The organism is Streptomyces sp. TM32, assembly GCF_004122755.1.
In the GTDB taxonomy this organism is placed as follows: Bacteria; Actinomycetota; Actinomycetes; order Streptomycetales; family Streptomycetaceae; genus Streptomyces; species Streptomyces sioyaensis.
Map to the genome: position 1 here is coordinate 1 of NZ_SDIG01000081.1, position 12369 is coordinate 12369.

Consider the following 12369-nt stretch of genomic DNA (forward strand, 5'->3'; position numbering starts at 1 on the left):
GGTGGAACGCGTACGACCGGAACGGGTACGACCGGATCGCGTACGGCCAGAACGCGTACGCCCGGATCCCGACGCCTGTCCCGGACCGGAGCGGGCCGGGAATTCCGTACAGTCGGTCGACACAGGACAAGGCCCCCGACCGGGCCGGGAAGAAGAGGCGATGAGCGGGGACGGGGACAACGACGGCGGCGTCGGCGACGGTATGGGCGGCGCGGTCGGTGGCGGGGCGACGGGTGGTGCCGAGGGGGCACGGGGCGTGCAGGCCGGCGCGGGCGGTACGGCTGCCGTGGGCGGCGCGGTGGGAACGGCTCGTGCGGGCGGTACGGACACCGGCACCGCCGCCCGGCTGCAGAAGCTCTTCGAGGGGCACCGGCTGACGCCCACCCAGCGCCGGATCGCCCACTGCATGGTGCGCCGAGCCGCCGACGCGCCCTTCCTCTCCAGCGTCGAACTGGCCGATCTCGCCGGCGTCAGCCAGCCGTCCGTCACCCGCTTCGCGGTCGCCCTGGGCTTCGACGGTTATCCGGCGCTGCGCCGCCATCTGCGCGAGGTGGCGCCCACCGCGGGAGCCGCCGAGGCCGGGACCGCCAACGAGTACCAGCAGGCAGTCCAAGCGGAGATCGACAACCTCCGTCAGCTCGCCGCCGCGCTCACCGACCCGGCGCCGGTGGCCGAGGCGGGCCGCCTCTTCGCCGCCTCCCGCCCGCTGCTCGTCCTCGGGCTGCGCGCCGCCACCGCCCAGGCCGCGGGCTTCACCTACTTCGCCCGCAAGGTCCACCCCGACGTCCGGCTCCTGGACGAGGGCGGCACCCTGCTCACCGACCGCATCGACGCCGCCGTACGCGCCGGTGCGAGCGCCCTGCTCTGTTTCGCCCTGCCCCGCCACCCCCGCGAGGTCGTCGAGGCACTGGAATACGCCCGCACCGCCGGACTGACCGTCGTCACCGTCGCCGACAGCGCCTTCGCCCCCGTAGCCCACCACACCGACCTCCTGCTCCCCGCCCCCGTCGGCACCGGGCTGTCCTTCGACACGGCCTGTGCCCCCATGCTGCTGGGCCGGGTCCTGCTGGAGGCGATGTGCGACGCCCTTCCGGACGCCCAGGCCCGCCTGGAGGAATTCGACGCGCGGGCGGCGGAACGCGGACTGTTCGTCGAGTGAGCAGGACGGCGCGGGGGCGCGGCGTGCCGGGGGCGCGCTGAGGGCTGGCGGCTTGTGGGCCGGCAGCTTGTGGGAGTGCCAAGGCCTGGCAGCCCGTGGGGCGCCGTCTCAGGGAATCCTCATCCCGGCTGGCTACGATCCGCCGCCGTACAGCTGTGCCGGAGAGCTGAGGCACAGCGGTCTCGGGGCGAGGAGGTCTGTCGTGGGACGTGGGGCATATGGGCTGGTCCGGGTGGCCGTGGTGGTACGGGCACCGGCCGGCTGGCTGTGGTGGCCGGGACTGCTGGCCGCGGGCATCGGGGTGCTGGTTCCGGGACTGACCGGCCGGACGATCGGGCTGCTGGCGGGGGCGGTGCTGGCAGTGGGCGCGGCGCTGGTGGTGTTCGCGGCACGGCGCGGGCGCTACGCGGAGCTGGCCCGTGGCGCTGCGCGCGCCGGGAAGGCCGTCATCCTTCAGGACCGCTCGGTCACCCTCCGCACCTGGCGACGGGCGCACCGCTGGTGGCTGCTGCTCGCTTTCCTGGCGGCGGTCGCCTCGTCGTTCGTGCTGCCGGCGACCGGTGGGCTGCTGATGGCCGGGGCCGCGCTCGGCCTGTGGGGCAAGGCGCTGTGGCTGGGCCGCTGGGAGCGGAAACACGAGGCGCTGCTGTGGGTCCGGACCGAATCCGCCGGGCGGGGCGGCGCCGCGGGCAAGGATGTCACCGCGTACGTACTGACCGGAACGGCCGCCGGGGACGCCCGGCCGGGCGGGGCGCGGGCCGGTCACGCGCGGGCCGGTGGGGCGCGGGCCGGTGGTGCGCGGGCCGGTGGGATGCGGGCCGGTGGTGCGCCGAGCGGTCGCTGAGGGCTGGGCCCGGGAGGCTGCCCTCGCGGGCTCTGTGCCGCCCCTCAGGATCTACTGCCTCCCGAGGTCGCGCAGCGACTCCGTGTGGGCGCCGCCGCTCTCCTCGGTGAGGTTCTCCAGGGTCTGCGGGGTGCGGACGGTGGCGAAGCGGACGGTACCGTCCGGATCCGCCGCATAGCCGTAAATCCCGGGCCGGGGAAGGGAGTTGTAGGCGAAGTGGGTGGAGAAGTAGTACGCGCCGGTGTCCAGGAGGGCGGCGTGGTCGCCGGACTCCAGGAGGGGGAGCGGACGGTTCTCGGCGACCAGATCACCCGCGAAGCAGCACGGTCCCGCGACGTCCTGTGGCACCGGAGCGCCCGTCTTGGGGCGGCCCTCGGCGTCGTAGGCCGCCACCCGGATCGGCCAGGACTCGGGGGCGAAGACCGTACGGGTGGCGACCTGGGCACCGGCATGGGTGACCGCGATGGGACGGCCGCCGGCCGACTTGGCGTACTCGACGCGGGCCAGGACCGTGCCGTGCTTGGCCAGCAGTGAGCGGCCGAACTCGGTGACCAGCCCATAGCGTCCGGACAGCAGCCCGGGGACGGTGGCGTGGAGCTGCGCGACGTACTCGCGGTAGGTCGGGGTGACGGCGTCCGAGGAGAAGTTGACCGGCAGGCCCCCGCCGATGTCGAGGGTGTCGATCTGACGCCGGCCGGCCCTCTCGTTGATCTCCTCGGCGAGGACGAAGAGGGCCCCGACGCCCGCGGTCATCAGCTCCAGCGGCATGCCCTGGGAACCGACATGGGCATGCAGCCGGGTCAGCCACGGCCGGGCGAGGAAGGAGCGTACGACCCAGTCGCGGGCGCCCTCGTCCCGCAGCCCCACACCGAATTTCGAGGTGTCGGTGGCGGTGCTCATCGCCCCGATGCTGCCGCCGCCGATCTGGGGATTGACCCGCAGACCCACGGGGGCACTGCTCGGCGCGGAGGCCATCAGGGAGTCGATACGGGCCAGTTCTTCGGGGTTGTCGGCATTGACGGCGATCCCGAGGGCCAGCGCCTCACGCAGCTCGGCGAGGGTCTTGGCCGGGGAGTCCAGGACGGTCCGCGCGACCGGCACACCGGCGGCCCGGGCCAGCGCCAGCTCCCCCGGGCTGGCCACCTCACACCCGAGGCCCTCCTGCGCGAGCAGCCGCAGAACGGGGACGAGCGAGGCGGCCTTCACCGCGAAGGCGTGCAGCACCGGGGTGCCGGGGGCGGTGAACTCCTCGAAGGCGGCCCGGAGCTCGGCCGCCGACCGTCGGACCCCGGCGATATCGAGCAGCCCGGCGACGGGCTCCGCGGGCCCCACCAGCCCTTGTGCAATGGCGGCCCGTACGGCCCGGTCCCGGTCCGTGAAGTTCATGGGGCAACTCCATCATTGGGTGGGGCTGTCACGCCAACTGATACCCACGCCTCCGAACCGCTCCGAGGAGCCGGCCGCTGGCCGGCGGCCCGCCCACGGCCCGCAGGTCCCGTGCCACCCGCCCGCCAGCCTGCCAGCTCACCGGCCCGCCGGCCCGGCAGCTCACCGGCCTGCTGGCTCGCCGCCCACCGGCCCTGGGTCCACCGGCCGTGGGTCCACCGGCCCTGGGTTCGCCGGCCGTGGGTCCCCCGTGCCCCGGTCCATCAGCCGGCTGTACTGCCGTGTGGTCCTGGATGCCACCCGCGCCGTCCGACCTTTGGCCGGACGACACGAGCGGCATCCAGGACCACACGGCAGCAGTCTCAGGCCGCCCGGCCGCCGCTGAGTTCCGCCTTGCGGTGGCTTTCGGAGAGGCGGGAGCCGGACTCGCGGCGGGTGGCACGGCGCAGAAGCGGGACCGCGAGGAGGAAGCCGACCACGGCCCAGGCGCTGAGTATCAGGGCCACCGTGGGCAGCTCCCAGGAGCCGGACAGTTCCGCGGCGCGTGCGGTGTCCGGCAGGAGGGCCGAGCGCAGGCCCTGGGCCATCCACCGGAGCGGGAAGACCGAGGCGATCTTCTGGACCACCTCGGGGAGCGAGCTGAGCGGGAACATCGCGCCCGAGGTGATCAGCAGCGCCAACGTGGGCAGCATGATCAGCGCAAGCGCCTCGCGCGGGTTCGGCAGCACGGCGCCGAGGGCCGCACCCAGCGGTACGACGGCGAGCAGCCCGAGCGCGCTGACCCACAGCAGCGTCAGCCAGCCGCCGGGCCCGTGCGGCAGCGGCCCGTCCACCAGCACGGCGGCGGCTCCCAGCAGGACGAGCAGGGTGCCGAAGGCCATGACGACCACCAGCAGCGACTTGGCGATGAGGTAGGCGGGTATGCCGCCGGGGGTGGCGCGCAGCCGCAGCAGGGTGCCTTCCTCGCGCTCGGTCACCAGAATCTGCGGGAGATTGACCAGCCCGATCTGGAACAGCAGATAGGCGGAGAAGCCCGCGAGCGTCAGATGGGCCATCGGGATGTGGGTGCCGGGCACCCTGCCGCTGATGTTGTGCGCGATCAGCAGCGCCACGACGACGTTGATCAGATGGCCGCTGAACTCCTTGCGGTTACGCAGGAGGTGGCGCAGTTCGATCCGCCCGCGCTGGAAGCCGGCGCGCCAGGGACGGCGGCGGGAGCGCGGTGCGGTCTCCCCCGGGGCGGCGCCGCGCGGGTGGCCCGGCCCGGTCCGGCCCCTCGCACCGGCCGTGTCCGTCGCCCCGGTCGTCCCGATTCCCTCGGTCGTGCCCGTCGCCGTCGTCGCGGCTGTCATATCGGTCCCCCTCATGCGGCTTGTTCCTCCCCCTCCGGGGCGCCGGCCCCGGCCTCGGCCCCGTCGGCTCCGCGCTTGGCCTCCCGGTGCACCATGTGCAGATAGGTGTCCTCCAGCGTCGGGCGGCGGACCTCCAGATCGGCGATCGGTCCACCGGTGTGCTGGTGGAGTTCCCAGACCAGCCGGGACGGGTCCGCGGTGCGTTCCGTGCGCGCCGTGCCGTCGGCCGCCGTCCAGCGGACCTCGGCCTGGGCGGCGGCCCGCCGGGACAGTTCCGTCGGGGTGCCGTGGATCCCGATCCGGCCGTTGACCAGCATTGCTATCCGGTCGGCCAACCGCTCGGCCTCCACCAGGTCGTGGGTGGTGAGCAGGATCGTCACGCCCTCGTCGCGGGCGAGCCGTTCGATCAGATCGTGGAAGTCGCGCCGGGCCTCGGGGTCGAAGCCGGTGGTCGGCTCGTCCAGGAAGAGGAGTTCGGGGCGGCCGACGATGGCCAGGGCGACGTCCAGACGGCGGCGCTGGCCGCCGGAGAGATGGTCGACCTGCCGGCCGGCCTGCTTGGTGAGGCCGACCAGGGCCAGCAGCTCGGCCGGGTCGCGGGGGTTCGGGTAGTACGTGGCGAAGTGCGTCAGCAACTCGGCGACCTGCCAGCGGCCGTGGTCGCGCCAGTACTGCAGCACCAGACCGATCCGGCCGCGCCAGGCGTCGTCACCGCGCGCCGGGTCCGCACCCAGGACACGGACCTCCCCGGCGGAGCACTGGCGGAAGCCCTCCAGGATCTCGACGGTGGTGGTCTTCCCGGCGCCGTTGGGGCCGAGCAGCGCGAAGATCTCGCCGCGGTGGATGTCCAGGTCGATGCCGTGCAGGATCGTGGTGTCGCCGTACGACATCCGCAAGTCCCGTACCCGGACGACTGCTTGGCGGGCTGCGGTGGACCCCGGGGCCGCTTCCGGCGCGGTCCTGGCCGGGGCCGTGGATAGGTGCTCGGTCGTGGTCATCGGCCCGCCTCCGCGCGCTGTTGCTGGTGCTGTGTCCCTGATGTCGTCGCCGCGGCGGACTCCGTCGCCGGCGTGGCGCCCGTCGTCGGTCCCGCGCCCTCGACGATGGCCCGGAGTGCGGCCACATGCCCCTCGAAGGCGGTGCGGCCGCGGCTGGTCAGCCGTACCTTGGTGCGCCGTTTCCGGCCGCCGCCCTCCTTGTGGATCTCCAGATACCCGGCCTCTTCCAAGGTGTGCAGCTGCTTGGAGAGCGCGGAGTCGCTGAGCGAGAGGCTGTCGCGGATGAAGGAGAAGTCCGCCCATTCCGTGGCGGCGAGCAGCGCCACCACGGACAGGCGGGTGGACGGGTGGATCAGTTCGTCGAAGCCGCTCGGGGTGCTCATCAACTCACCGCCCGGTGGCCGACTCTCGCGCCGCGGTCGCGGAGCGCGCTGACCGCCCAGCGGTTCGCCGGGCCGACGAAGAGCAGGAAGACGCCCGTCGAGGCGGTGGCCTGGATCAGGCTGCCGAACGGCAGCGCCAGCTGGTCGGCCACGAAGCCGGACACCAGGATGGTCACGAGGGTGACCGCCATGCCCGCGACGAAGGTGGCGACCGACCGCCAGCTGTGGCGCGAGCGGTGCAGCCGGATCCGGCTCCTGCGGTTGTAGATCACTGCCGCGCTGCCCAGTACGGCGAAGTAGGCGGTCAATACCAGCCAGAACGCCCACGTGGGCAGATCCAGGCCCGTGACGGCGAGGAAAACCCACATCACGGCGGCCGTGAAGTAGGTCGACCCGAGGTCGCTCTGGGCGCTTCTCTCGATCTCGTCGTACACCCGCTCCTGCGGTACCCGGATGCGCTGTAGATCTTGCCAGGCCCGTTCGGCATCCACCGGTGTGCTCATGGCGCTCGCCTCCCCAAGGCGGTTCGTACGTCCCCGTTGACTTGCCCACTAGGAAAGTTAGCGCAGACTTTCCCGGTGGGCAAGTCAAAAATAGTGTGCGACGTCCGGCTGGTTCCCGCGCCTTGCGGTGGGTGTCGCGGCCACACCCTGTTGACTAACGCTATTCAGTGACATCAATATGTGAATAGCTCAATCCATTCGACGTCAGGGAGGCACGGCCCATGTCGGGACCGCGACCCGTGCGGGCACCGCGCGGTACGGAGCTGAGTGCTCGGGGATGGCAGCAGGAAGCCGCGCTGCGCATGCTGCAGAACAACCTCGATCCGGAGGTGGCCGAACACCCGGACCAGCTCGTCGTCTACGGCGGCACGGGCAAGGCCGCACGTGACTGGCGCTCCTTCGACGCGATGGTGCGCACGCTCACCACGCTCAAGCAGGACGAGACGATGCTCGTCCAGTCCGGCCGGCCGGTCGGCGTGATGCAGACGCACGAGTGGGCGCCGCGGGTGCTCATCGCCAACTCCAACCTCGTCGGCGACTGGGCCAACTGGGAGGAGTTCCGCCGTCTGGAGGCCCTCGGGCTGACCATGTACGGGCAGATGACGGCCGGTTCGTGGATCTACATCGGCACCCAGGGGATCCTCCAGGGCACCTACGAGACCTTCGCGGCCGTCGCGGCGAAGAAGTTCGGCGGCACGCTCGCCGGGACGATCACCCTCACCGCCGGCCTCGGCGGCATGGGCGGCGCCCAGCCGCTCGCCGTCACCATGAACGACGGTGTCGCGATCTGCATCGACGTCGACCCGCGGGCCATCGAGCGCCGGATCGAGCACCGCTACCTGGACGTCCGGGCGGACACCCTCCAGCACGCGCTCCAGCTCGCCGTCGAGGCCCGGGACCAGCGCAAGCCGCTGTCGATCGGACTGCTCGGCAACGCCGCGGAGCTGCTGCCGCAGATGCTCGCCGAGGGCGCGCCGATCGACATCGTCACCGACCAGACCAGCGCCCACGACCCGCTGGCCTATCTGCCGGTCGGCATCGACTTCGACGACATGGCCGCCTACGCCGCCGCGAAGCCCGCCGACTTCACCCAGCGGGCGCGCGAGTCGATGGCCCGGCACGTCGAGGCCATGGTCGGCTTCATGGACGCCGGCGCCGAGGTCTTCGACTACGGCAACTCGATCCGCGGCGAGGCCCAACTCGCCGGATACGAGCGGGCCTTCGCCTTCCCCGGCTTCGTCCCCGCCTATATCCGCCCGCTGTTCGCCGAGGGCAAGGGGCCGTTCCGCTGGGCCGCGCTGTCCGGCGACGCCCGCGACATCGCCGCCACCGACAAGGCGATCCTGGACCTCTTCCCGGAGAACGAGTCGCTGGCCCGCTGGATCAAGCTGGCCGGCGAGCGGGTCCACTTCCAGGGCCTGCCCGCCCGTATCTGCTGGCTCGGCTACGGCGAGCGCGACAAGGCCGGCGAGCGCTTCAACGAGATGGTCGCCGACGGCACCCTCCGCGCCCCGCTGGCCATCGGCCGCGACCACCTCGACTGCGGCTCCGTCGCCTCGCCCTACCGCGAGACCGAGGCCATGAAGGACGGCTCGGACGCGATCGCCGACTGGCCGCTGCTCAACGCCATGGTCAACGTCGCCTCGGGCGCCTCCTGGGTCTCGCTGCACCACGGCGGCGGCGTCGGCATGGGCCGCTCGATCCACGCCGGCCAGGTCACCGTCGCCGACGGCACCCCGCTGGCCGGCGAGAAGATCCGCCGGGTACTCACCAACGACCCCGGCATGGGCGTCATCCGGCACGTCGACGCGGGCTACGAGCGCGCCGACGAGGTGGCCGCCGAGCGCGGTGTCCGCATCCCGATGCGCGAGGGCGAAGGCGGGGGCGCGTGACCGCCTCGTTCCACGAGATGTGGGAGGAGTTGCGGCCCCTCGGCCGCGACTCCTCCTCCGGGGGCTACCGCCGCTACGCCTGGACCGGCGCCGACGCCGACTGCCGCGCGTGGTTCCGGGCCCAGGCCGAGGCCCGCGGGCTCGCCTACGAACTGGACCGCAACGGCAACCAGTGGGCCTGGCTCGGCGCCACCGGCCCCCAGGACGTGGCCCCCGGCGACGCCGTCGTCACCGGCTCCCACCTGGACTCCGTACCGGACGGCGGCGCCTTCGACGGCCCCCTCGGCGTCGTCTCCTCCTTCGCCGCCCTGGACGAACTCCGCCGCAGGGGAGTGGAGTTCGGCAGGCCGCTGGCGATCGTCAACTTCGGCGACGAGGAGGGCGCCCGCTTCGGCCTGGCCTGCGTCGGCTCCCGGCTCTCCGCCGGGGCGCTGACCACCGAGGCCGCGCACCGGCTGCGCGACGGCGACGGCATCACCCTCCCGCAGGCCATGGAGCGCGCGGGATACGACCCCGAGGCCATCGGCCCGGACCCCGAACGGCTCGCCCGGATCGGCGCGTTCGTCGAGCTCCACGTCGAGCAGGGGCGCGCCCTGGCTGATTTCGACAGCGGCTCCGCCGCGGGGCCCGGTGCCCCGGTCGGCATCGCCTCCGCCATCTGGCCACACGGCCGCTGGCGGTTCGACTTCCGCGGCGAGGCCAATCACGCCGGCACCACCCGCCTGGAGGACCGCCGCGACCCGATGCTCAGCTACGCCGCGACCGTGCTCGCCGCGCGGGAACAGGCCCGGCTGGCCGGCGCCCTGGCCACCTTCGGGAAGATCAGCGTGGAGCCGAACGGCGTCAACGCCATCCCCTCGCTCGTGCGCGGCTGGCTGGACTCCCGGGCCCCCGACCAGGACACCCTGGACACCGTGATCACCGGGATCGAGCAGGCCGCCGCCGAGCGCGCCGCCCGCGACGGCGTGGACCTGAGCGTGGTCCGCGAATCCTTCACGCCCGTAGTGGAGTTCCAGCACGCCCTGCGGGACGAGCTGAGCGCGATCCTCGGCAAGACGCGGGAGCGGGCCGTGCCGGTGCTGGGCACCGGAGCCGGGCACGACGCCGGTATTTTGTCCGGGACCGTCCCCACCGCCATGCTGTTCGTCCGCAACCCCACCGGGGTGTCGCACTCACCCGCCGAAGCGGCGGACGAGGACGACTGCGCCGCCGGGGTCACCGCACTCGCCGACGTACTGGAGGGGCTGGCGTGCCGCTGACGACGCAGGCAACACCGACCACGCCGACGACACCGACGACGTACTGGCTCGAACACGCCTGGCTGGGCACCCATGTCGAGCCGGGCGTGGCCGTGGACGCCGCGGACGGGCGGATCACGGCCGTCCGCACCGGGGCCGACACCCCGCCGCCCGGCGCCACCACGCTGCGCGGCCTGACCCTGCCCGGCCTCGCCAACGCCCACTCGCACGCCTTCCACCGCGCGCTGCGCGGCACCGTCCAGGTCGGCACCGGCACCTTCTGGACCTGGCGCGAGGTCATGTACAGCGTCGCCGACAAGCTCACCCCGGACTCCTATTACGCCCTCGCACGCGCCGTCTACGCCGAGATGGCGCTGGCCGGCATCACCTGCGTCGGCGAATTCCACTACCTCCACCACGCGCCCGGCGGCACCCGCTACCGCGACCCCAACGCCATGGGCGAGGCGCTGCTCACGGCCGCCGCCGACGCCGGTATCCGCATCACCCTCCTCGACACCGCCTATCTCTCGGCCGGCTTCGGCGCCCCGCCCAACCAGCACCAGCTGCGCTTCTCCGACGGCACCGCCGAGAGCTGGGCCCAGCGCGCCGACGCCCTCAAGGACGGCCACGACCACGCGCGCATCGGCGCCGCCATCCACTCCGTACGTGCCGTGCCGGCCGCCCAGCTCGCCACCGTCGCCGAGTGGGCCCGCGGGCGGCAGGCCCCCCTGCACGTCCACCTCTCGGAGCAGACCGCCGAGAACGACGCCTGCCGCGACGCCCACGGCCGGACCCCCACCCAACTGCTCTCCGAGCACGGGGTGCTGGGCCCGCGGACCACGGCCGTGCACGCCACCCACCTCACCGGCGAGGACATCGAGCTGCTGGGCGACTCCCGCACCGGCGTCTGCATGTGTCCCACCACCGAACGCGACCTGGCCGACGGCATCGGCCCGGCCGCCCGCCTCCAGGGCCGCGGCAGTCCGCTGTCCCTCGGCAGCGACAGCCACGCCGTCATCGACCTGCTCGAAGAGGCCCGCGCCATGGAGCTCGACGAACGGCTGCGCACCCGCACCCGCGGGCACTGGACGGCGGCCGCCCTGCTGCGCGCCGCGAGCGCCGACGGCCATGCCGCCCTGGGCTGGGAGGACGCCGGCACCCTGGAACCCGGCGCGCTCGCCGACCTCACCACGATCGCACTGGACTCCGTACGCACCGCCGGACCACTGCCCCGGCTGGGCGCCGAGACGGCGGTATTCGCCGCCTCCGCCGCGGACGTGCGACACACCATCGTCGGCGGGCGGCAGATCGTCCGCGACGGCGTGCACACTCTTCTCGCCGACGTACCCACCGCCCTGGCAGAGTCCATCGCCGCCGTACGCGGCTGAAGGAGAACACCCCCGCGATGACGACGACCTCCGCGCCGACCACCGCCATCACCCACATCGCCCAGCTCGTCACCAACGACCCCTCCCTCGGTGAAGGCCCCCTCGGTCTGATCCAGGACGCGGCGGTCGTCATCGACGGCGACCGCATCGCCTGGGTCGGTGCATCCAGCAAAGCACCCGCCACTGACAACGCCGTCGACGCCGGCGGCCGGGCGGGCATCCCCGGCTTCGTCGACTCCCACTCCCACCTGGTCTTCGCCGGCGACCGCACCGCGGAGTTCAACGCCCGGATGTCCGGCCGCCCTTACTCCGCCGGCGGCATCCGCACCACCGTCGCCGCCACCCGCGCCGCCTCCGACGAGGCCCTGCACGCCAACGTCGCCCGCTATCTCGCCGAGGCGCTCCGCCAGGGCACCACCACCCAGGAGACCAAGTCCGGCTACGGCCTCACCGTCGAGGACGAGGCCCGCGCGCTGCGCATCGCGGCCGCGCACACCGACGAGGTCACCTTCCTCGGTGCCCACATCGTCTCGCCCGACTACGCCGACGACCCGGCCGGCTACGTCGACCTCGTCACCGGCCCGATGCTGGACGCCTGCGCCCCGCACGCCCGCTGGGTCGACGTCTTCTGCGAGAAGGGCGCCTTCGACGGCGACCAGGCCCGTGCCGTCCTCACCGCGGGCAAGGCCAGGGGCCTGGTGCCGCGGGTGCACGCCAACCAGCTCGGCCACGGCCCCGGCGTCCAGCTCGCCGTCGAACTCGGCGCGGCCTCCGCCGACCACTGCACCCACCTCAGCGCCGCCGACATCGACGCCCTGGCGCAGTCCGACACGGTCGCCACCCTGCTTCCCGGCGCCGAGTTCTCCACCCGTGCCCGGTGGCCCGACGCCCGCCCGCTGCTCGACGCGGGCGCCACCGTCGCGCTGTCCACCGACTGCAACCCCGGCTCGTCCTTCACGAGTTCGATGCCGTTCTGCATCGCGCTCGTCGTCCGCGACATGGGGATGACCCCTGACGAGGCGGTCTGGTCGGCGACCGCGGGCGGCGCCCGCGCCCTGCGCCGTACGGACATCGGCCGGATCGCCCCCGGCGCCCGCGCCGACCTGGCACTGCTGGACGCGCCCTCGCACGTCCATCTCGCCTACCGGCCCGGTGTCCCGCTCGTCTCGGCCGTGTGGCACAACGGCGTGCTCGTCTGACGGCCCGCACCGGACGGCCGGCTGACG

11 protein-coding genes are annotated in these 12369 nt (G+C 73.4%); 6 read left to right on the top strand and 5 right to left on the bottom strand.

Annotated elements, in window-relative coordinates:
• The first annotated feature begins 160 nt into the window (after positions 1-160).
• A complete protein-coding gene (locus EST92_RS18640) occupies positions 161-1159 on the top strand; it encodes a MurR/RpiR family transcriptional regulator (RefSeq protein WP_174244056.1) in 999 nt (332 codons plus the stop codon).
• Positions 1160-1361: 202 nt separating this feature from the next.
• Positions 1362-2003 carry a hypothetical protein gene (locus EST92_RS18645; protein WP_129282022.1) on the top strand — a complete coding sequence of 214 codons (642 nt, stop codon included), beginning with the start codon at positions 1362-1364 and terminating at the stop codon, positions 2001-2003.
• 51 nt (positions 2004-2054) lie between these two features.
• Here the strand turns inward: EST92_RS18645 and EST92_RS18650 are convergent, their stop codons facing one another.
• From EST92_RS18650 to EST92_RS18670, 5 genes are all read right to left on the bottom strand, one after another.
• On the bottom strand, positions 2055-3389 hold the full coding sequence (locus EST92_RS18650; RefSeq protein ID WP_129282023.1) for a diaminopimelate decarboxylase: 1335 nt from the start codon (positions 3387-3389) through the stop codon (positions 2055-2057).
• 362 nt (positions 3390-3751) lie between these two features.
• Positions 3752-4756: an ABC transporter permease gene (locus EST92_RS18655; RefSeq protein WP_254068904.1), complete on the bottom strand. Its 1005-nt coding sequence runs from the start codon at positions 4754-4756 to the stop codon at positions 3752-3754.
• Complete coding sequence (locus tag EST92_RS18660; protein ID WP_129282040.1) at positions 4753-5631, bottom strand: ABC transporter ATP-binding protein; 879 nt, start codon at positions 5629-5631, stop codon at positions 4753-4755. Before EST92_RS18660 ends, EST92_RS18655 begins: the two co-directional genes overlap by 4 nt.
• A gap of 104 nt (positions 5632-5735) precedes the next feature.
• A complete protein-coding gene (locus tag EST92_RS18665) occupies positions 5736-6122 on the bottom strand; it encodes a transcriptional regulator (RefSeq protein ID WP_129282024.1) in 387 nt (128 codons plus the stop codon).
• Entirely contained in the window at positions 6122-6625 is a 504-nt protein-coding gene (locus EST92_RS18670; RefSeq protein WP_174244057.1) for a hypothetical protein, read from the bottom strand. Before EST92_RS18670 ends, EST92_RS18665 begins: the two co-directional genes overlap by 1 nt.
• A 221-nt stretch (positions 6626-6846) precedes the next feature.
• Here EST92_RS18670 and hutU point away from each other — a divergent pair, with 221 nt between their 5' ends.
• The 4 genes from hutU to hutI are packed head-to-tail and all read left to right on the top strand — an operon-like array spanning position 6847 to position 12342.
• On the top strand, positions 6847-8517 hold the full coding sequence (hutU, locus tag EST92_RS18675) for a urocanate hydratase (protein ID WP_129282025.1): 1671 nt from the start codon (positions 6847-6849) through the stop codon (positions 8515-8517).
• A gap of 17 nt (positions 8518-8534) precedes the next feature.
• Positions 8535-9776, top strand: coding sequence for an allantoate amidohydrolase (locus tag EST92_RS18680; RefSeq protein WP_254068906.1), 1242 nt, complete (start codon positions 8535-8537; stop codon positions 9774-9776).
• Positions 9767-11143, top strand: coding sequence for a formimidoylglutamate deiminase (locus EST92_RS18685; protein ID WP_174244058.1), 1377 nt, complete (start codon positions 9767-9769; stop codon positions 11141-11143). The genes EST92_RS18680 and EST92_RS18685 overlap by 10 nt, the downstream gene beginning before the upstream one ends.
• A gap of 17 nt (positions 11144-11160) precedes the next feature.
• On the top strand, positions 11161-12342 hold the full coding sequence (gene hutI, locus EST92_RS18690) for an imidazolonepropionase (protein ID WP_129282027.1): 1182 nt from the start codon (positions 11161-11163) through the stop codon (positions 12340-12342).
• The last annotated feature ends 27 nt before the right edge of the window (positions 12343-12369 follow it).